18 protein-coding genes are annotated in these 20,569 nt (G+C 55.6%); 6 read left to right on the top strand and 12 right to left on the bottom strand.

All coding sequences use genetic code 11. The features are described from left to right. Positions 1 to 17: 17 nt before the first annotated feature. From ACKVOS_RS08240 to ACKVOS_RS08230, 3 genes are all read right to left on the bottom strand, one after another. The gene (locus ACKVOS_RS08240) at positions 18 to 1,460 is read right to left on the bottom strand and encodes an NAD(P)-dependent oxidoreductase (RefSeq protein ID WP_409211533.1); all 1,443 of its coding nucleotides are present in this window, start codon (positions 1,458 to 1,460) and stop codon (positions 18 to 20) included. Between the two features lie 160 nt (positions 1,461 to 1,620). Continuing rightward, positions 1,621 to 2,421: an undecaprenyl-diphosphate phosphatase gene (locus tag ACKVOS_RS08235; RefSeq protein WP_409211532.1), complete on the bottom strand. Its 801-nt coding sequence runs from the start codon at positions 2,419 to 2,421 to the stop codon at positions 1,621 to 1,623. Then, a complete protein-coding gene (locus ACKVOS_RS08230) occupies positions 2,418 to 3,344 on the bottom strand; it encodes a complex I NDUFA9 subunit family protein (RefSeq protein ID WP_409211531.1) in 927 nt (308 codons plus the stop codon). The genes ACKVOS_RS08235 and ACKVOS_RS08230 overlap by 4 nt, the downstream gene beginning before the upstream one ends. 545 nt (positions 3,345 to 3,889) lie before the next feature. On the opposite strand from ACKVOS_RS08230, the gene ACKVOS_RS08225 reads away from it, so the two are divergent. Next, positions 3,890 to 4,660, top strand: a complete 771-nt coding sequence (locus ACKVOS_RS08225) for an EAL domain-containing protein (RefSeq protein ID WP_409211530.1) — start codon at positions 3,890 to 3,892, stop codon at positions 4,658 to 4,660. Between the two features lie 324 nt (positions 4,661 to 4,984). On the opposite strand, the gene ACKVOS_RS08220 is transcribed toward ACKVOS_RS08225, so the two are convergent. The 6 genes from ACKVOS_RS08220 to ACKVOS_RS08195 are packed head-to-tail and all read right to left on the bottom strand — an operon-like array spanning position 4,985 to position 12,389. After that, positions 4,985 to 5,620 (bottom strand): isochorismatase family protein, encoded by a 636-nt coding sequence (locus ACKVOS_RS08220; protein ID WP_409211529.1) that lies wholly within the window; start codon positions 5,618 to 5,620, stop codon positions 4,985 to 4,987. Beyond that, positions 5,620 to 6,810, bottom strand: a complete 1,191-nt coding sequence (locus tag ACKVOS_RS08215) for a CaiB/BaiF CoA transferase family protein (protein WP_409211528.1) — start codon at positions 6,808 to 6,810, stop codon at positions 5,620 to 5,622. Before ACKVOS_RS08215 ends, ACKVOS_RS08220 begins: the two co-directional genes overlap by 1 nt. A 1-nt stretch (position 6,811) precedes the next feature. After that, positions 6,812 to 8,686, bottom strand: coding sequence for a hydantoinase B/oxoprolinase family protein (locus ACKVOS_RS08210; RefSeq protein ID WP_409211527.1), 1,875 nt, complete (start codon positions 8,684 to 8,686; stop codon positions 6,812 to 6,814). A gap of 13 nt (positions 8,687 to 8,699) precedes the next feature. Beyond that, entirely contained in the window at positions 8,700 to 10,748 is a 2,049-nt protein-coding gene (locus ACKVOS_RS08205) for a hydantoinase/oxoprolinase family protein (RefSeq protein ID WP_409211526.1), read from the bottom strand. Between the two features lie 11 nt (positions 10,749 to 10,759). Further along, positions 10,760 to 11,671, bottom strand: a complete 912-nt coding sequence (locus ACKVOS_RS08200) for a hydroxymethylglutaryl-CoA lyase (protein ID WP_409211525.1) — start codon at positions 11,669 to 11,671, stop codon at positions 10,760 to 10,762. A 43-nt stretch (positions 11,672 to 11,714) separates the two neighbouring features. Further along, entirely contained in the window at positions 11,715 to 12,389 is a 675-nt protein-coding gene (locus tag ACKVOS_RS08195) for a GntR family transcriptional regulator (RefSeq protein WP_409211524.1), read from the bottom strand. An 88-nt stretch (positions 12,390 to 12,477) separates the two neighbouring features. On the opposite strand from ACKVOS_RS08195, the gene ACKVOS_RS08190 reads away from it, so the two are divergent. Continuing rightward, positions 12,478 to 14,991, top strand: a complete 2,514-nt coding sequence (locus ACKVOS_RS08190) for a TonB-dependent receptor (RefSeq protein ID WP_409211523.1) — start codon at positions 12,478 to 12,480, stop codon at positions 14,989 to 14,991. Positions 14,992 to 15,061: 70 nt separating this feature from the next. Here ACKVOS_RS08190 and ACKVOS_RS08185 read toward each other — a convergent pair whose 3' ends face one another. Both ACKVOS_RS08185 and ACKVOS_RS08180 read right to left on the bottom strand, forming a co-directional pair. Continuing rightward, positions 15,062 to 15,712 (bottom strand): response regulator, encoded by a 651-nt coding sequence (locus ACKVOS_RS08185; protein ID WP_409211522.1) that lies wholly within the window; start codon positions 15,710 to 15,712, stop codon positions 15,062 to 15,064. 132 nt (positions 15,713 to 15,844) lie between these two features. After that, complete coding sequence (locus ACKVOS_RS08180; protein WP_409211521.1) at positions 15,845 to 16,486, bottom strand: PilZ domain-containing protein; 642 nt, start codon at positions 16,484 to 16,486, stop codon at positions 15,845 to 15,847. A 166-nt stretch (positions 16,487 to 16,652) separates the two neighbouring features. Between ACKVOS_RS08180 and ACKVOS_RS08175 the strand changes: the two genes are divergently transcribed. Continuing rightward, on the top strand, positions 16,653 to 18,653 hold the full coding sequence (locus ACKVOS_RS08175) for a 3-hydroxyacyl-CoA dehydrogenase NAD-binding domain-containing protein (RefSeq protein WP_409211520.1): 2,001 nt from the start codon (positions 16,653 to 16,655) through the stop codon (positions 18,651 to 18,653). Between the two features lie 26 nt (positions 18,654 to 18,679). On the opposite strand, the gene ACKVOS_RS08170 is transcribed toward ACKVOS_RS08175, so the two are convergent. Then, positions 18,680 to 19,306, bottom strand: a complete 627-nt coding sequence (locus ACKVOS_RS08170; RefSeq protein ID WP_409211519.1) for a DJ-1/PfpI family protein — start codon at positions 19,304 to 19,306, stop codon at positions 18,680 to 18,682. A gap of 155 nt (positions 19,307 to 19,461) precedes the next feature. Between ACKVOS_RS08170 and ACKVOS_RS08165 the strand changes: the two genes are divergently transcribed. Genes ACKVOS_RS08165 through ACKVOS_RS08155 form a run of 3 tightly spaced genes read left to right on the top strand, consistent with a single transcriptional unit; the run spans position 19,462 to position 20,460 of the window. Beyond that, positions 19,462 to 19,719: a YdcH family protein gene (locus ACKVOS_RS08165; protein ID WP_409211518.1), complete on the top strand. Its 258-nt coding sequence runs from the start codon at positions 19,462 to 19,464 to the stop codon at positions 19,717 to 19,719. Then, positions 19,716 to 20,030, top strand: a complete 315-nt coding sequence (locus ACKVOS_RS08160; RefSeq protein WP_409211517.1) for a TraR/DksA family transcriptional regulator — start codon at positions 19,716 to 19,718, stop codon at positions 20,028 to 20,030. The genes ACKVOS_RS08165 and ACKVOS_RS08160 overlap by 4 nt, the downstream gene beginning before the upstream one ends. Before the next feature lie 4 nt (positions 20,031 to 20,034). Continuing rightward, complete coding sequence (locus ACKVOS_RS08155; protein WP_409211516.1) at positions 20,035 to 20,460, top strand: ion channel; 426 nt, start codon at positions 20,035 to 20,037, stop codon at positions 20,458 to 20,460. Positions 20,461 to 20,569: the final 109 nt, after the last annotated feature.

The following is a 20,569-nucleotide window of genomic DNA, read 5'->3' as shown; positions in this document are numbered from 1 at the left end:
AGTAGTTCTCCCAAAGGTCAGGCCGCGACTTTTGCCGCTTTTGCCTTGGCCTGCAACCAGTTGTGGATATGCTGCGTAACGTCGCGTCCGTCGCGGATGGCCCATACGACGAGGCTTGCGCCCCGGACGATATCGCCAATGGCGAAGACGCCGTCCAGATTGGTCATCTGGGTCGTGTGATCGACACGGATGGTGCCCCAGCGAGTGACGTTCAGATCCTGCGCGCCGAACAGGACGGGCAGGTCTTCGGCTTCAAAACCGAGGGCGGTGATGACCAGATCGGCATTCACCGTGAAGTCGCCGGCCGGATCATTTTCCGGCGCGCGGCGGCCCGATGCGTCAGGTGCGCCCAGCCGCATCTTGGAGACATGGACCCGCTCGACCTTGTCGGTGCCGTCAAAGCCCTTGGGCCCCGACAGCCAGACAAATTCGACGCCCTCCTCTTCGGCGTTCGCGACTTCGCGCTGCGACCCCGGCATATTTTCGCGGTCGCGGCGATAGAGGCATTTGACCGACTTTGCGCCCTGCCGGACGGCAGTACGCACGCAGTCCATGGCGGTGTCACCGCCGCCGATGACAACAACATCTTTGCCCTCGGCATTCAGCGCGCCGCTGTCAAACGCTTCGACGATGTCGCCAAAACCTTTGCGGTTGGAGGCGGTTAGATAGTCAAGGGCAGGGACAATGCCGTCAAGGCCGATACCCGGTGCTTTGATGTCGCGTGCCTTGTAGACGCCGGTTGCGATCAGGACGGCATCGTGCTTCGCCCGCAGATCATCAAGTGAGGCATCACGCCCCACTTCGAAATTGGCATGGAAGATGATGCCGCTGTCTTCCAGTCGCTTGATGCGGCGCATTACGACATCCTTTTCCAGCTTGAAGCCGGGGATGCCATAGGTCAGCAATCCACCCATACGGTCATACCGGTCATAGACATGAACATCGTAGCCCGCGACCCGCAGATATTCCGCCGACGTCAGCCCGCCGGGACCACCGCCGATGATGCCGACCGATTGTCCGCGTGGCGCGCCGACTTCAATGGGTTCGACCCAACCCTGTTCCCATGCGGTATCGGTGATATATTTTTCGACCGAGCCGATGGTGACGGCATCATGGCCCGAAAATTCGATGACGCAATTGCCTTCGCACAGCCGGTCCTGCGGGCAGATGCGGCCGCAGATTTCGGGCATCGTGCTGGTCAGGTTGGACAGTTCATAAGCCTCGCGCAAACGCCCTTCGGCGGTCAGGCGGAGCCAGTCGGGGATGTGGTTGTGCAACGGGCAATGGACCGAGCAATAAGGCACGCCACATTGCGAACAGCGCGATGCCTGATCTGCGGCGTCATCAGGCGCATAGCGCTTCGCAATCTCGGCAAAATCCTCGGCGCGCATTTCCGGCGCGCGTTTTTCAGGGTAAGCCTGTGCCATCGATACGAATTTCAGCATGGGATCTTTTGCCACGACGCGCTCCTTTACATAGCGTTGCGCATAGACTGGCAAATGGCACATGTCACGCCAAAACCACCTAAATAGGACAGTAAGACTGACTTAAACTTCCGTTTCTTTTTGCTAGTTTCAAGTCCTAGCAATTATATTACAATAAAATAACTCCGTTTCGGCCCTATCTCTGTGCCAGCCATATCAAGGCTGCCGTTCCGGCCACGATTCGGTACCATGCAAACGGTCCAAAACCATATCTGGTTACAACAGCCAAAAATGCCTTGATCACAACCCAGGCAACAATGAAGGAAACAAAGAAACCGATGCCGATAAGCCCCATATCGTCCATGCTCACTTGATCGCGATGTTTGAACAATTGCAAAAGGGTTGCTCCGCTCAATGTAGGTAGCGCGAGAAAAAAGCTAAATTCCGCAGCTGTTTTGCGGTCGATTCCCAAGGACATAGCGCCTAATATGGTCGCACCGGAACGGCTGACCCCGGGGATCATGGCAAGGCATTGAACCAGCCCGATCATCGCGGATTGCTTTACCGATAGCGCGGCAACGCCGCCGCTCTCCTGGGGCTTTGCGTATTTTTCAACGATCAGAATGGCAAAGCCGCCAATGATGAGCGCCCATGCAACTATCACCGCATTTTCCAGCATCACCTCGATAATATCGCCGAAGGCCAGCCCCAGAACAACGGCTGGAAAAAAAGCAAGAAGCAGGTTCCGGACAAACGCCACCGCGCCTGATTCCAGCGTGAACAACCCTTTCAGGACATCCATAAATGTGCGCCAGTACAATACGACAATGGCCAGGATAGCTCCGGGTTGGATGGCGATGTTGAAAATTGCCCAGCGTCCTGCGTCGTAACCCAGCAGTTCAGTCGCCAGAATAAGATGGCCGGTCGATGACACGGGCAGGAACTCGGTCAAACCCTCGACGATGCCGAGGATGATCGCAACCAACCAGTCTGTCATGCCGTCGCGTCCGACTTTCCGAACCGGCCATGCTTGCGATAGATGCTCAACCAGTCATGTGCCACGATATCCATGGGTGTGGGAACAATGCCATAAGCGGCTAGGCCATCCAAGCCGGTGACGATATTATCGGTGCCCAGCATTCGAAATTGATCCATCGTAATAGGGGCGCCCGGCAACCAGCCCGTCCCTCGTGCGAGGGCTTCTGCGGCAAAATCGGGTATCTCCAAAAACAATGGGTCACGGCCTATTGCGTGTGCAATCCATGTGTTCAATTCCAGCATGGAGAAAATTTGCGACCCGCCCAATTCGTACAATTCGCCATTCTGATTGGACAAAGCTGCGGCAATGGCTTTGGCGACGTCACCTACATAAACCGGCTGAAATTTTGTGGATGCCCCAATGACCGGAACGACCGGTAGCATCCGGATCAGCCCGGCGAACCGGTTGATAAACTGATCTTCACGTCCGAAAATAATCGATGGCCGTAAAATGACAGCGGACGGCAAGGCGGCGTGAACCGCGATCTCCCCAGCGGCCTTGCTTTGCCCATATTGTGCCGCACTCGCCGGATCTGCGCCAATAGCCGATATGTGGACGAGCGTTTTGATGCCATGTCCGGCAGCGGCCCGCGCGATTGTACCTGCGCCAACATTTTGGACTGCGTCCATGTCTGCGAAGCTTCCGACCAGATTGATTACGGCGTCTGCGCCTTCAAGGGCGCGGTTCACGCTCGCGGGCTTCCTTATGTCAGCCGAGATCAGTTGGACCTGCCCCAGATTGCCGAGTGGCTTGATATAAATTGCATGGGAAGGGGTGCGACACGCCACACGGATTCGAGCGCCGCGTGCGAGCACTTCTTGTGCGACATAACGGCCCAGAAAACCGCTGCCCCCGAAAATGGTAACCAATTTGTCTTTCATAGATACTCCGTGACGAAGCGCGATCCGATGACAGCGCTTTGCACCAGCGGTCCAGCGCTTTCAAGGATCATATGCGAATCAGCGCTGTCGAAAATCAAAACTATATTTTTTGCCGGTAGCTCGCTCGATATCGAGTGACAGGGTGCTCACTGTCATTGTTATTTAAGGAAGGAATAACAGGGCCATATTATAATTCAGTTCACCTTCGAAGAACAATATTGACAATCATAGTGATGCTATCTATACCCGCATTCAGGTTGTGACGTTCATTTTGAAAATTGACCGTTACAGAAATAGAATATGAGATCGAATATGTCGGCAGGTCCCTCTTTAGGGTCTCCAGCTGTCGGCATAGATGATGGAGGCGCTAGCTCAAGCTCGGGTCGCAACTGAGCCGGCGCCATTGATCCATTGTCACCCGACGAGGGGGAAAGCTTTAGCTTGTTAGCTTTCCCCCTCCATCGATGGTCGAGATCCAGGATTCTGAACGCAGCCTAAAAGATGAATACATTATTGTGCTGACACATATCTAGGAATGGGCCTCTATGTCTTACTATAGTGGAATAAGTGGACGAAAGAGTCCCCCTGTTGCAAGCGACGTTAAAATCGAAAATGTCGACTTTGTTTACCAGCCCGTCATTTGCAAACGTACAAAAGAAATTTTGTATCACGAGCAGCTATCCCGATTCCGTAACACCATGGGCAGGTTACGTAACACGCAGACTATTATCGCATGGTTTGAGGTTACGGGGGAAATCCTCGCTCTGGATATTCGCAGTTTCGAAGCTGCTATTGCGGCACTTGCGGCGTGCGAAAATTTCAACATCGGCGTAAATATTTCTGGCGCAACGCTCAGCAATAAAGAAGCATGCGACAAAATTGTCCAAATGTTGATGGGCGCTCCGCAGATATGCCCGCGACTCTATGTCGAAGTTACAGAAACACATTCGATCTCCAATATGCTCTTTGCGGCGGAATTTGCCGCCGCCTTGGATGGAATGGGTGTTCAGATGGTGGTGGACGATTTTGGGGAGGGGAATTCAACCGCGCTCTATTTGTCGGTCCTGATCCCTGCGGTTGTCAAACTCCGCATGACCAGTGGAAAAATTCCGGACGCAGATCTGATCGACAAGGCCGTACTTGCGCGCACTTATGGCGCTGCACTCGTGGTCGAAGGCGTGGAAACGGCCGAAGATATTCTGGCTTTCCCCAAGTCGCTCGTGGATTTTTACCAAGGCTATTTTTACGGTGAACCCGCCCCGTTAGAGCACTGGCAAAAACAGGCACGCCGCCCGGAGCTGCGACTGGTGAGTTAGGTAAGTGGGTTTTGGAGCGCCGGATGCTGCATTCCGTTTTTCAGGCCGGAATTTGAAGCAGAGCAATTTGCGAAATTGGATTGAGAGTTCTGTCTCCCCTAAATTGGCAATGCCTTCCTTTGTCATGACAGCGGGGCCGGATAATTTGCCGTCAGGATTTCTTTCGGCAAAAAGCTTTCGGGTGGTACGCATCCTTCCCGAAAATGGTATCGCCTTTTAAGGAGGAATGTTCGCCACTTTGGCGTCATTCCTCCATTTTTTTGCCGCCAAATATTGGGTTGAAAACTTGACAATTCACTCCGGTTGGTGGTGCAAAACCAAGGTTTACGTGCGATTACGCATGGCAGATTTAAACAACTCTACGGCCATTTCTTCGCTGACCACCTCGGCATATTTGGCCTGTAAATCAAACAGACTCGCCTCATGAGGAGCATCGTGGCGGTCGCCGGTGGCTTCCCTTACGACAAATGGCGCAAAGCCGTGCTGCAAGGCATCAAGGGCGGTTGCACGAACGCAGCCGGACGTTGACAGGCCGGTGATTACAACTGTGTCGATAGATCTTTCTTTCAACATATCTGCAAGGCCGGTTCCAAAAAAGGCTGACGCATATTGTTTGCTGATCACCATATCGGTCGCCGCCGGTTGCAGCGAAGGCGGAAATTCACCCATGGGCGAACCTTCATTAAAAACCTTGAGCGCCGGGATCTTTTTGTAAAACAAACCGCCATTTGATCCGCAGGCATCATAAACCACATTGGTAAACCACACCGGAACCTTGAGCTCATGCGCCAATTTCAGCAGACGTTCATTGCTCACCAGCGCGCTTTCCACTCCGGCATATAAGGGCGAGGACGGATCCAGATATGCCATAACGAAATCAACGATCAACAAGGCTGGGCGGTTGCCGAAAGGCAAATGCCCGTCGAAAGCTGCCGCGTAATTGGCCGCAACATCTTCCATTAGATAACGCCCGCAGCTTTCAGTGACGCCAGTTCGGCGTCCCCCATTGCAAGCAAGTCCCGATAAATTTCCATGTTATGTTGACCCACTTCAGAAGGCGCCGGGCTACGCACATGGCTTGGCGTCGCGGACAATTTCGGAAATGCATTTTGCATTTTCAATGTGCCCCAGCGTTCGGTTTCGACATCGATAATTGAATTTCGCGCTGCAAAATGCGGGTCAGCCAACATTTCGGGGCCCCTGTACATCTTGCCCGCGGGTATCGAATGAGCGATCATCAACGCTTCCAGACTTTCAACGGTCTGCGTTTTGGTCCATTCGTTGATGCGATTGTCGAGTTCGATCTGGTTTTTTCCGCGTGAAACATGGTCGACATAACGCGGGTCGCTCGCAAGTTCCGGCTGACCCATTGCTTCGGCGAGCCGCGCCCACACTGCGTCCTGATTGGCCCCGATCAGATATTCGCCATCGGTGCATTGATACACATTGGACGGTGCGATGCCGGGCAGGAATGATCCGGAACGTTCGCGAATATAGCCCGACCAGTGATATTCCGGCACAACGCTTTCCATGACCTGCAGCACGGATTCATAAAGCGAGCTGTCGACAATCTGCCCTTTGCCGGTAGTCTCCCGGGCATGCAGCGCGGCAAGCGCGCCCATGCAGCCATAGGTCGCGGCCAGCGTGTCGCCGATCGAAATGCCCATGCGGCTGGGCGCGCGGTCGGGATCGCCCACAATATAGCGCCATCCGCCCATCGCTTCGCCAATTCCGCCAAATCCGGCACGCGCCGAATAGGGGCCTGTCTGGCCATAGCCGGACACGCGCACGATGATCAGTCGCGGGTTGATCGCCTGCAGGACATCGGGGCCCAAGCCCCATTTTTCGATGGTGCCGGGCTTGAAATTCTCGATCAGGATATCGGCGGTCGCGACCAGTTTGCGGACCAGTTCCTGACCTTGCGCGATGCGCAAATTTGCGGACACGGCCTTTTTGTTGCGGGCTACCACCTCCCACCACAGCTTGTCGTCGCCGCGTCCCCAATTGCGCATCGGGTCGCCCTGACCGGGCGGCTCGACCTTGATGACCTCCGCCCCCATGTCGCCGAGCAATTGTCCGCAGAAGGGGCCGGCGATCAGCTGGCCCAATTCGATAACGCGGATATCCTTGAGTGCGCCGGTGTTTTCCACGTTACTCCGCTGCCTCCAAAACTGCCCATTTCGGTTGAATGGGGGCAGGCAATCCGGTTTCGGCGACGCAGTCGGCGCGCAATTGTTCGACCGCCGGGCCATAGTTGAACAGCTCCAGGGCAGGCCGTTCCGCACGCAATTTTGTGCGCAGCGCTTCGGTTGCGGTTTGGTCAACCGCGCCGTCCGGTCCGGCGACCACACCATAGGCCTTGGCACCTTCGACGGTGACCAGTCCTTGCGTGATTTCCTTGCCGACCAGTGCCGGGTCACGGTCCAGCGGATCGCCCCAGCCGCCACCACCCCAGGTGATGAAGTGCAGTTGGTCGCCTTCGTCGACATGGACATCCTCGACCTTGTTGCCGATGATCTTGGCCGTGCCGTCGGCCTTTTCCAGGACCTTGCGCGCGCGTTTGCCGGGCTCGCCGCCATTCACGCCCCATGGGGGTACGAACCAGCGGTCATCATGGATCGAGATGGTGCCGCTCGCGAGGAAGCGATAGGTCATGTGGATGCCGTTACCGCCGCGGTGAAGGCCTGCGCCGCCGCTGTCGGGTTCGGTTTCGTAGCGTTCGATAAGAAGCGGGAAATAGCGCTCCAGAAATTCATTCGGCACATTGGTAAAGCCGGGCCACAGCGAGTGGCCATCCGGTCCATCGCCCATCGGCCGGCCGGGAATGCCGCCAAAGCCGATCTGGAACAGCTGGAACCAGTCACCTTTTTTGTCATTGCCCGAATAGAAAAGATGCGGCGACGATGAAAAGCCTGCGGCGTTCAGGAATTCGGGTGTTTTCTGTCCCAACAGACCGCCCAATATGTCGAAGATACGGCCCAGCGCATGGGTGCGCCCCGACAGTGCTGCCGGGAATTTCGGCTTGAGCAGGGAGCCGTCCGGAATGCGCACATCGATCAGATCATAGAAGCCGTCGTTGAACAATATCTGCGGGTCGAAGACCATGATCATGTAGATGCCGAAGAACATCTTGAACATATTCTCGTTCAGATAGAAGTTGATTGACGCCTGGCTTTGCGGGTCGGTTCCTGCAAAATCGAGAACGACCTTTTCGCCCTCGCGCCACATGGTGCATTTGATCTTATAGGGGCCGGACCCCATGCCATCGTCGCAAATATAGTCTTCAAAGCTCACCGGCTCTTCGCCGATGGCCATCGCGATCAGGGATTTCATCGCGCGGTGGTTGCGGGCAAGCAGTTCCTGCGTGGCCGAAATATAGACATCGTCACCAAAGCGCGCTGCCATTTCGATCACGCGGCGTGCGGCCACGCGGCAGGAGGCGATCAGGGCGTTGAGGTCAGCCTGACACCAATCCGGCTTGCGCGTCTGGTGCATGACCAGTTTCATCAGGTCTTCATTATATTCGCCCTTCTTCCAGATTTTCACCGGCGGAATACGGACGCCTTCTTCGAAAATGGAGCGCGCATTGATGGGCATCGAGCCGACGACCTTGCCGCCGATATCCGACTGGTGCCCGAACATGGAGGTGTAGGCGATCAGCCGTCCGTCCTTGAACACAGGCAACAGGACGAGCCAGTCATTGCTATGGCTGACGGCACCGGCGCAGGAATAGGGGTCGGACAGGAAGATCATGTCCCCATCCTCCAGCGTGCCTTCCCAATTGTCGAGGAAGCCGCCGATGAAGCTGCCGAACTGGCCGACGATCATCTTGCCGGTATGGTCCGCGATCAGGGGGAAGGCATCGCCCTGTTCGCGAATGCCGGGCGACATGGCGGTGCGGACAAGCGTGGCATCCATTTCGATGCGGGCGTTGCGCAGCGCGTTTTCGATGATGTCGAGAGTGACCGGATCAATGACCTTCTTTTCGAAGGGGGTGTGGTTTGTCTGGATGATAGTGGCGGGCATGGGCTGATTCTCCTCAAGCCAGATTGATCAAGATGTTACCGACCTTGTCGACAGTCGCGACGCAGCCGGTTTCGATGAGTGTGGTCGAGTCCATCTCGATAACGATGGCTGGTCCCGGGATGACATCCCCCTGTTTCAGCTTCGCCCGGTCATAGATGATTGCCGCCTGTTCCTTGCCGTCCATCCACAGGACATGGTCGCGCATCTTGGCGGCGGCCGGATTGCCATCGCCTTTCGGCAATTCGGCCGCAGGCAGGTCGAGCGCTTGACCAAGGGCAACCGCCCGCAGGTTCACGATCTCGTGCGGGGTATCCATGTTGAACGTGAACAGCCGCAGATGCTCCTCGTCGAAGCGGCGCAGAATTCCGTCGATGCCGTCGCGCTCCAATATTTCAGGGGTGATCGTCAGGGGCACTTCAAAGGCTTGTCCGGAATAGCGCACGTCGATTTCAAACTCGCTGGTGATATCCGCCTCGGATATGCCATCGGAACGCAACTCGGCGCGTGTCTGGTCGGACATTTCCTTCAATATCGCGATCAGCTCCGCCGCATCGGTCGTCGTCGCAAGGCGGGAGAAAGAACGTGCCGTCTCGGTCCGCATCCGCGTCGTGGCATCGCCCAAGGCGCACAGCACCCCGGGAGAGACCGGCGAGACTGCGGGCCAGCTTCCCATCAAGCGGGCCACGGCATTGACGTGCAGGGGGCCTGCGCCGCCAAAGCCCATCAGCGCAAAATGCCGCGGGTCATAGCCCTGCTGCACCGAAATCATCCGCAGTGCGCCGAACATATTTTCGTTCACGATATCGATGATGCCGCGCGCCGCCGCCATCAGGTCAATGCCCAATGCATCGGCGATGGTCTGCACCGCCTTTTTCGCGCCTTCTCGATCAAGCTTGAAGCTGCCACCGAGTAGATTTTCAGGAAGATAGCCCAGCACGACATTGGCATCGGTTACCGTCGGTGCTTCGCCGCCCTTGCCATAGGCGACAGGTCCCGGGACCGCTCCGGCCGATTGCGGACCGACGCGCAGGGCACCGGTCAGTTCGGGGACATAGGCAATCGACCCGCCACCCGCGCCGACGGTTTTCACATCCAGCGAAGACGCGCGAACCGCAAGATGGCCGACTTCGGTGGTGCGCACGCGGCGCGGTTCCAGATTTTCGATCAACGCCACATCGGTGGAGGTGCCGCCGACGTCGAGTGTCAGGATATTCTTGATGCCGGCATTTTTGCCAACCCACAGCGCGCCGGTCACGCCGCCTGCAGGACCGGACATCAATATGTTGACCGGATGCCCCTGCGCCTTTTGCGCAGACATCAGGCCGCCATCGGACCGCAGCAAGGACAGCTTTCCGGAAAAGCCCGACACCGCAAGCTTGTCGCGCAGGTTGGAGACATATTTGCTGACCACCGGCCGGACGGCAGCATTGGCGACCGTGGTCAATGTCCGCTCATATTCTTGCATTTCGGGTAGTACTTCGTGGCTCAAGGATATGGGTGCGTCGGGAAAAATCTCGCGCGCCAATTCACCTACGCGCGCCTCGTGCGCACCATTGGTGTAGGCATTCATGAAACTGACCGTGATGGCTTCGACGCCCTTGTCCTTCAACTGGGTCAGCGCAGCGCGGGCACCTGCCTCGTCCAATGGCCGCACTTCTTCGCCTTGCGCATTCATGCGTCCACCCACGGTCACCGTATCTTCCAGCGCGGCAAGCGGTGTGGGCTTGGGCCAGATGATCCACGCGGCGAGGCCGCCGGGGACATAGGATCGGGCGATTTGCATGATATCGCGATAGCCTTCGGTCACGATCAGGCCGACGCGCGCGCCTTTGCCTTCCAGCACCGCATTGGTGGCGACCGTTGTTCCGTGAAGGAAATAGTCAATCTCGGCGGTCGCTACCCCGGCCTGTCCACAGATTGCGGTAACGCCATTCAAAATGCCTTCGCTGCTGTCGTGCGGCGTCGAAGGGGTCTTGTGGCGCCAAAAGGCTCCGGTGTCGGAATTGAACAGCAACAGGTCCGTAAATGTCCCGCCTACGTCAACTCCCAAACGATAACCCATATTCTTCTCCCTTAAGCTGCCACAGGAAAGGCAGGCGATTGCGCCACCATTCCGGGCAGTTTTCTTCCCATTATGTCCGAAAGCCAGCGACTGGTTTCGATCAAACGATCCAGATCCATGCTGGTATCAATGCCCGCACGTTCCAGCATATAGACGACGTCTTCGCTCGGAACATTTCCGGCCGCACCCGGGGCGAAGGGGCATCCGCCCAACCCCCCGACCGAGGCGTCGATGATGCTCGCGCCTGAAGTTACCGCGGCCCAGACATTGGCAAGACCGGTGTTGCGGGTGTTGTGGAAATGGACGCGGACTGGCAGGGGCGCGATGGCGTCCCGCACACGCGCGATCAACGCTGCCACATGGGCGGGGTTGCCGACGCCGATCGTATCGGCAAGGGCAATCTCGACCGGCCCTGCCTCGGCAAGCGCAGCCGCCATTTCAACAACACGGTCCTGCGCGACTTCACCTTCAAAAGGGCAGCCGAACGAAGCTGCGATCGTGCATTGGGCGGTGCGGCCTTCGGCATTTGCAAGGGCGATAATGCTTTTGGCCGCCTGAACCGATTCGTCGCTGGTCTGGCCTTGGTTGGCCATGGCGAAACGATCCGTTGCCACGGCGACGGCCCCCAGCTGGTCGATACGGCCTGTGGCCAGCGCACGTTCCGCGCCGCGCATATTCATGACCAGGCCGATAAAGGTCGTATCGTCCCGCACCGGCAATCCCGCGCAGACCGACTCGGCATCGGCCATTTGCGGGACGCGGGTCGGGTTGACGAAACTCGTCACTTCGATCCGCCGCGCACCGGCGTCTAGTGCACGGCTGATCAGCGCCAGCTTGTCCTGTGTGGACACAAGCAGCTTTTCATTCTGCAGGCCATCGCGTGGCCCGACTTCGACAAATTCTATACGATCGGGAATGCTCATCACAATTAAATGATGCCATAATTGTATACAAAATCAAACAGGATTATGCAGCTTCGTCGGTCCGCTGGATTTCCGTGTCGCCGGAATGCGCGGCGGCATAGGCGTGAAAGGCGCGGCGGATATGGCCTGTCATGACGGCGGCCGCCCATTCTCCGTCGCGATTGTCAAAGGCGATCAGCAGTTCGTCATGCTCATGATGCGACCGCTTCAGATTTTCCATGTCATATTGCCGCGCGGTGCGCAGAACGACTGGTTGCTCAATCACTTGCGCCAGCATCCCTACCAAGCGCTCGGACCCCGCCGCCTCCAGGACGATGGCGTGGAATTGCCGGTTATGGTCAAGAAATTTGGGTATGTCGGGCGTGGACGCCGTGATTGCTTGGCGAATCGCATCATTATGGGATTGTAGGCGGGCAAGTTGATCCCAGGAAATCCGCTTTGCTGCGCGGCGTGCGGCATAAGCCTCCAGCATGGCGCGCAACTGGAATGCTTCTTCGAGGTCATCCAGCGACCAGTCGGCGACAAAGCTGCGCTGCGATTCGTTCCGGCGGATGAAAAGCTCGGCCTCCAACCGCCGCAAGGCGTCGCGCACTGGGGTGCGCGAAACGCCGCAAAGCTCGGCCAAAGCCTCCTCACGGATCTGCTCGCCCGGCGACAATTCTCCCGACAGGATCATGTTGCGGATGTGATTATAGGCGCGATCCGAGGCCCGGGACATAGGTGCAATGCTCCTCTTGACGAATGGTATTTGTATACAATAAGCTGCCGGTAAAGCAATAAAAGCGAAAACTAGGGAGTTTTGTTACATGCGTATCACCAAAAGTGCACTCCTCACGTCCATTGCGGCCGCCGCAATGTTGCCCAGCATGGCGTTCGCGCAAGATGCTGAAGACGGTGCCGAGTCCGAAGAAATCATCGTCACCGCCCGCAGGCAGAATGAGCGGCTCGTTGATGTCCCGGCCTCTGTATCAGTTATCGACGCGGATTCACTCGCCAAGACAGGTGCAGACAACGCACAGGGTTTTGCGCAACTGACACCCGGCGTCACCATTGTTACAGGGACAGCAGAGGCCGGTGATACGCAGATCAACATTCGCGGTATCAACGGCGCGCGCGACGCGGAAAGCTCCGTCGCACTCGTTGTCGACGGCATTTTAAAAACCAACACCGCGCAATTGAACCAGACGCAGGGAACGCTGCGCCAGATTGAAATTCTGAAAGGTCCGCAAGGCGCTATTTACGGACGCAATGCCGCCGCTGGTGCCATTGTGATCTCGACGGTCAAACCGGGCGATACGCTCGAAGGTGCGGTGAAATTCAGCTACGCCAATGAACAAACCATCGAAGGCTCCGCTTATATATCAGCGCCGATTGGCGATAATGCCGGCCTTGTGCTTTCGGGTAACTACCGGACGACCGATGGTTTTTACCGCAATACGTTCCTGGATCGTAAAGTGGTGGACGATCAGGAAGTTTACTCAATCGATGCACGTTTTGTGGCCGATATCGGTGATGCGACGAACATTGACGTAAAGGCGCGCTATTCAAAACTGTCGGGTGCTTCGATCAACTTCAATTCGGTGTTCCATATCGAAGCTTTTGGCGGTGCCTTCTTTGAAGATGTCGACGACCATGAACTGGGCTATTATGGCAACATCCGCCCGACCAACGATCAACGGACGATCGATGTTTCTGCCAAGCTCGAACATGATTTTGGATCGACCAAGTTGACAGCTTGGGCGCTCTTTTCGGATGTCGACCAAAGTTTGACCGCTGACGGCACGTCGGCTGATTTTGCGCGGTATATTTCGCCTGCATTGGGCGCGCCGGCTAACGCAACCAATTTGGCAGTGCAAAACCAGTGTTTTGCCACCACGGCCGCACTTACCGGATTTCCCATCAATGCACCTGGTGCAATAGGTGCAGTGCCCGTACCGTTCATTTTTGCGCCAGCGACCGGTTCTACTTTCGGTGCTTATAGCCCGACGACGTGCGACGGTACGCAGCTACAAATTCGGAACCAGAAGGATTTCAGCGGTGAAATTCGTCTGGCGTCCAATGGTGATGGACCGCTCGATTGGCAATTGGGGGTATATGGTCTGCATATCGACCGTTCAGTGGGCGTCAGCTTAGGGGCAGATCTCGGCCAAGGCGTGAGCCGCAGGCTTTACAACGCGCCGGGCACCAGCAACCCGACATCGCAGCTGTTTTCGGACACATTCAAGACCGATGTTTATGCCGCATTCGGTTCGGCCGACTATGCCGTGTCGGATCAATTCAAGGCTGGTGTGGCGTTGCGTTATGATGTCGAGGACCGCAGTACTTCAAATCTTGTGCCCAATGTTTTCGATCCGATCACGGGTGCGAAAATCAATCCAGGCCTTCCTGCAACCGGCGGTATTGCTGACAAGTCGGCCAGCTTTAAGCAATTGCAACCCAAAGTGACGTTAAGCTTCACCCCCAATAATTCGACCAATATCTATGCCAACTGGGGCATTGGTTTCAAATCGGGTGGCTTTAACAACACCGGTTCGTCGGCACTGGTAAATGCGAACTTCAACATCCCGGAAATCGGGGCAGGCGTGACGATTAACGACCTGTTTCGCAAGGAACGGTCGAGCGCGTTTGAAGCCGGTATCAAGGGATCGCTTTTCGACAATCGCGTAACCTTTGATCTTGCAGGCTATTATACCCGTATCACGGATATGCAGTTTTTCGAATTCTTCGTAGGATCTTTCGGTCTGCTGCGGGTCGTTTCGAACATAGATAAAGTCGACGTGAAGGGCGTGGAATTCAATACGTCTGTAAAGATCGTAAATGGTTGGAAAATGTTCGGATCGGTCAATGTGACTGACAGCGAAATCAAAGCCAATGCATCGCGTCCTTACACCGTCGGAAACAAGTCGCCTTATACCGCTGACTATACGATCAATCTGGGAAGTCAGATTGATACGCCGCTGAATGACAGCCTCGATCTTGTGATGCGCGCCGATTACCGCATTACAGGGCCGACCTGGTTCCATACGGTGCAGGATCAAACCCGCGCCACCATTTTCAGTCAGCTTTTACCGATATCGGCTTTGGCGCTTCCGGGCTTTGTCGGAAATGCCAACTATAGCGTCGCAAAGCGTAATGCGTTCGGCGTGTTGAACTTGCGGTTCGGCCTTGAAGGTGAAAACTGGAACCTGACGGCCTTTGCCGACAATATGCTGGATCGCAAATATATCAACGAAGCCATCCCGGCGATTGAATTTGGCGGATCTTTCATATCCCCCGGCGCGCGGCGTTTGATTGGGGTTGAGGCCGGCTATAAATTCTAGGCCTGATCTCATTTAGACATCACTTCTGTGCTTCGCCTTATCCAGTCTGGCGAAGCACAAGAGTTTAAGTTTAGATCGCGAAGGTCGCTTTTTTGGCGCGCATTCCTTCGCGGTTTACAATCAACTCGGCGCGGGACGCGACATTCAATTTGCGGAATATGCTGTTGAGATGAATTTTGACGGTGCCTTCTGTAAGGCTGCATTGGTCGGCAATCTGACGGTTACGTAGGCCAAGGCACACTAAATCCACGATTTCATGTTCTCTTTTGGTAAGTAACTCGTCTGACCGCGTCAGCCTTTTGGGTCTGTCCAAGGAATATTGCAAGGCAGGCTGGGTAATGTTGGATTCAAACCAGTAACCGCCTGACACAACAGAACTCATGGCGTTCACCATGATATCTGGATCGCCGTCTTTCAAAACGATGCCTTTGACACCGATCTGCATCGCTTCGATCGACTGTTCGGGGTCGACCTGTGTGACGAATAAAATCACCGGGATTTCAGGGAAATGCAGACGAAGAAATTTTAACAATTCCGCACCGCGATCACCATCCATTTTGGGATCGAGCAAAACAAGACCGGGTGTTGCAGCTTCGATTTTATCAGTCGCCTCGTCCGCCGTCGATGCGGTTTCAACCTCGAAATCTCTCATCGATCCGAGAAATTGGGTGAGCCCCAACAGATAAAAGCCATGATCGACGATCAATAAGATATTCTGCATCGTCCGCTCTCAAAACTGGACGGCCGATCAATATTGCGATCCGCGCATCCCTCCCCAATTTGCGCCTTAATGCTTCACCCTAAGTGGCGCTGTCAAGGACAGGCTGCATTTAGTCGGCCCTCGGCAAAATAGTCAGCCTTCTTTAAGCCAGACGCTCAGTTCCTCGACAGACAAAAGACGGTGAAATTCGACACCCAGCATATTGGTCGTCTGCCATTTTACCGAGGCGCGCACGGCCTGGGTCGGACTTAGCCTGACCAACAGATTGCTGTGCATTTTCAACTTGCTATCGCTGCACAGCTTTGCGCCGCGTTGCGACAGGTCCATCAATTTGGCTTCGACCGGCTTGTCATTGTACGCAAGCTGCACCGTTTTGTTGACTTTGAAGCGAGGCAAGCGGGCGCGGCGGCCATCTGTCTTTATCGATGGCCTGGCCAATATCTGTTCGACAGCAATGGGTTGGTCAAACTTGACACCGACTGTTTTGCCATCGATCCAAACGACACCGCCATTCAATTCCTGATCGTCCAACAGCGCAACCGAAATAGTCTGCCCGATTTCCAACGGAAAATCGGCATCAATCTTCATGCCACCAGACGACACATCACGGACCATCCCGAGGCACTCTGCGTGCAATTTGACGTCTTTTAACCGTGCAACCCGCATTACTTTGATGTTTCGGTTGTGTTCACGCCGGTCAGCATCATTCGCCGCATCGATATCGGTTACCTGATAAGGCGACGTTTCAGAAATCAGGGCCGGTTTCGGTTCCATATTTGGGCCTTATGGCTTGAAAAATCTAACGTTGTGCATGATGAACAAGGTTAACACGGCAGATGAAGTTGCAGTTGCAATATCATCCTGCGGCGCGCCCTTGCCAACCGGACGCAAATATACCAACGTCTGGCCATTACCGACCCGCACTTTTTAGGAGCTTTCCATGTCATCTGTTTCGACTCAGGTCATCGACGATATTCTTGTCGTTCTGGTCAACAACCCGCCGGTTAACGCGTTGTCCTGGCATGTACGTCAAGGGATACAGGATGGGATGGAAAAGGGGCTTGCCGACCCGTCTATCAAGGCAATCGTCCTGCGGTGCGAAGGTTCAACCTTTATTGCAGGCGCGGACATTACGGAATTTGGCAAGCCAGCCCAGGGACCCGACTTTAACGCCGTTTTGAATATGATCGAAATGGCAGCAAAGCCGGTCGTCGGCGCCATTCATGGCACTGCGCTCGGCGGCGGGCTGGAAACCGCTATGGTATGTCATTACCGGATCGCGGTACCTTCTGCCAAGCTGGGCGTTCCCGAAGTAAAGCTTGGTCTGCTGCCCGGTGCTGGCGGAACGCAAAGATTGCCCCGAATCGTTGGCATCGAAGCCGCCGCAACCATGTGTTCACTGGGTGAGCCGGTTGCCGCGACCAAGGCGTTGGCAATGGGACTTGTCGACCGGCTGGCGGGCGAAGCCACTCTTGCCGAAGATGCGATCATCTATGCGCGCGAATTGATTGCCGTCGGCCCAAGGGCCACGCGTGATTTGCCGGTGCAAGGCGATGTCGACGCGATTGAAAATCTGAAAACCGTAAACGCCCGCAAATGGAAAGGCTTTGACGCACCTTATGCAAATCTTGCCTGTGTCGAAGCTGCCACACGATTGCCGTTTGAAGACGGCTTGAAATTCGAACGGACCGAATTCCTAAAATTGATGGGCGGGTCCCAATCCGCGGCGCAGCGGCACATGTTTTTTGCCGAACGTCAGGCGGCCAAAATTGACGGCTTGCCCAAGGATTTGCCGCTGCGCCCCGTTAACGCCGTCGGCGTGATCGGCGCTGGCACCATGGGTGGCGGGATTTCGATGAACTTTCTCGCCAAGGGCATACCGGTCACGATCGTCGAAATGGTGCAGGAAAATCTGGACCGCGGCGTTGCCGTCATCCGCAAAAATTACGAAGCCAGCGCCGCCAAAGGGCGTTTTACGACAGAACAGGTCGAAGGAATGATGGCGCTGCTGACCCCGTCACTCAGACTCGACGCGTTGGCCGATTGCGATCTGGTGATTGAGGCGGTGTATGAAAATATGGACGTCAAGAAAGAGGTGTTCGGCAAGCTCGACAAGATTTGCAAGTCCGGCGCGATATTGGCGTCCAATACGTCCTATCTGAATGTCGATGAAATCGCCGCTGCGACACGCCGTCCGCAAGATGTGGTGGGGATGCACTTTTTCTCCCCCGCCAATGTGATGAAGCTGCTCGAAGTGGTGCGCGGTGATAAGACCGCGCCTGATGTATTGGCAACCGCAATGGCGACTGGCAAGAAAATCGGCAAGGTCGCCGTCGTTGCCGGTGTGTGTGACGGATTTATCGGCAACCGTATGCTCTCCAAACGGCAGCAACCGGCAATGCAGCTTTTGCTCGAAGGCGCAACTCCGGCCCAGATTGACAAGGTGCATACCGATTTCGGTATGCCTATGGGCCCGTTCCAGATGAGCGATCTGGCCGGCTTGGACATTGGCTGGCACCGCGATCCGGCCCGGATCGAAAGCATCCGCGACGGTCTGTGTGCCGCCGGACGTTTTGGCCAGAAAAACGGCAAGGGCTTTTATGATTATGACGAAAAACGCGTCGGCACCCCCAGCGCCGAAGCTTTGGCCATTATCGAAGAATTCCGGGCGACCTCAAACCTTCCCAAACGCGACATATCCGATCAGGAAATTGTCGAGCGCACTTTATATCCGATGGTCAATGAAGGATATCATATCCTTGAAGAAGGCAAGGCACAGCGGGCATCCGACATCGATGTGGTGTGGATATACGGCTATGGCTGGCCCATCTATCGCGGCGGTCCGATGTTCTGGGGCGATCTGGAAGGCGCAGGCAAAATCGTCGAAGCCCTGGAGCGCCACGGCGTACCCGTGGCCGCCAGTTTGAAAGCCAAGGCATGACCGGTTTGGCGGGGTAACTGTCCCCGTTAAACCTGCGCTTCGCGATACCATTTCGCGTCGGGGAGGGGGATCCGCATGCGGTGTCGTATTTCCGTTGCAAATTCGGGGGTCGTTAAAGTCTCGAGCAATGTGAGCGCGAGTTCGATTCCGGTCCCGGGTCCGGTGGATGTCATTATGTGACCGTCGATCACTATAGGTTCGTCAACAAACCGGACATCATAGCTTTCCAGTTGCGCCTTTCGGGTTCCACCGGCTTGATGGTAAATCGTTGCTTTGCGTCCCTTCAACACGCCAGCCGCGGCAAGGCAGAGGGCGCTGACGCACACTGCGGCGATTGGTGCGGCGCGTCTGTCGAAATTTCGCACCACTTCCAAAAAAGGCTCTGAAAGCGCTTCATCATAAAAGCCCGCATCGCCAAATCCACCCGGAATGACCAGGGCGTCAAAATCTTCTAATGTGATGTGAGACAACAGCTTTTCGGGAAGCACGTCAAAGCCGAATGTGGTCTTCACCGGACTGCATAAGCCGACGGAGAGTTGTTCAAAGGATATGGGGCTGTAAAGTGATGCCCAACCAAAGACTTCGGTGAAACATCCGGCCTCCATCACTTCAAAGCCGCTGGCCAATAATATCAACACCCGTTTTTGCATCATGCCTGCCCCCCGCATTGGCAAAACTGCGCCACCCGGGACGGGTCATATCATGTTTATAACGACGGCACCATGACGGGCCATCGGTTCTTGATCTAGCGCAATGCAACTTAAACTGCCTTCAGCCATTTTCATCATATGCCCCTTCACCAAGGAGAATGATGATGTCCCATACGCCACATGAGCTACACGACGAATTCCCGGATGCCGCAGCACAAATCCATGCATTAAAGACGCAGGACAAGCGCTTTGCCGCGCTGGCTGAGCGCTATCATGTGCTCAACCGTGAAATCCACCGGATCGACAGCGGTGTCGAAGCCGCCTCAGAAGACAGGACCGAAGAGTTGAAAAAAGAACGGCTTTCGCTGCTGGACGCCGTTCAACTGGCGCTGAAGACAAACGAGGTGCCGTTATGACCAAGGATGCGGAAGTTCGCTCTAGACTTGCTGCCCTTCTGGCGGACCTCGAATTGCGTGGAGGGCGAATAGAAGCCCAGTTGACCGAACCGGTGAGCGCTGATTCAGAAGAGCAAGCCATCGAAATGGAAGATGATGAATCGCTTGCTGCAGAAGATGAACTGATCATGCAGGAAATGGCGGCGACCCGCGCTGCGCTTGGTCGTCTGGATCAGGGCCAATATGGCAAATGCCTGTCCTGCGGCGAACCCATTTCGGCGGCGCGGCTGGAATCGATTCCCACTGCTACCTTGTGCGCCGATTGCATGTAGATAGATGTTCGTTCAACTTTTTGTCTCGACATTCAGTGTGCTGCTTACCGTGGTCATTCATGGTGTGGGGCTGGCGTTATTGGGACGAAGTTTGCGTAACGAAATTCAGGTGGAGCGGGCGCATCACTTGGCCGCGATGTCCGCGCGCGCTATGCTTTTTACGCTTGCCTTGGTCATCGGGCTGTTCACGCTTCATGGTATAGAAATCTGGCTCTATGCCTTTCTCTTCGAAGCAATCGGCGCGGTTACCGATATTGAAACCGCCGTCTATTTTTCCACCATCAGCTATGCCGGCATCGGCTTTGATGACCGCTACATAAATCCCGATTGGCGTTTGGTCGCCGCTATTGAGGGCATCAACGGACTGCTGTTGCTGGGATGGTCCACTGCATTCTTCGTGACCATTGTCGCGCGGCTGGGGCGAACTTGATCGGCTCAGACTTTTCGGATCAAAACGACTGTCTGGTGCGCGGTGCAGTCCTGAGCGGACCCGTATCAGTGAAATTTCCCGATTTAACGGGAAAATATCGGGAATTTTC

It is taken from the genome of Sphingorhabdus sp. (genome assembly GCF_046154385.1).
Classification (GTDB): Bacteria; Pseudomonadota; Alphaproteobacteria; order Sphingomonadales; family Sphingomonadaceae; genus Sphingorhabdus_B.
Note: the sequence above shows the minus strand (reverse complement) of the source record. Positions and strands in the feature narration are given on the sequence as shown.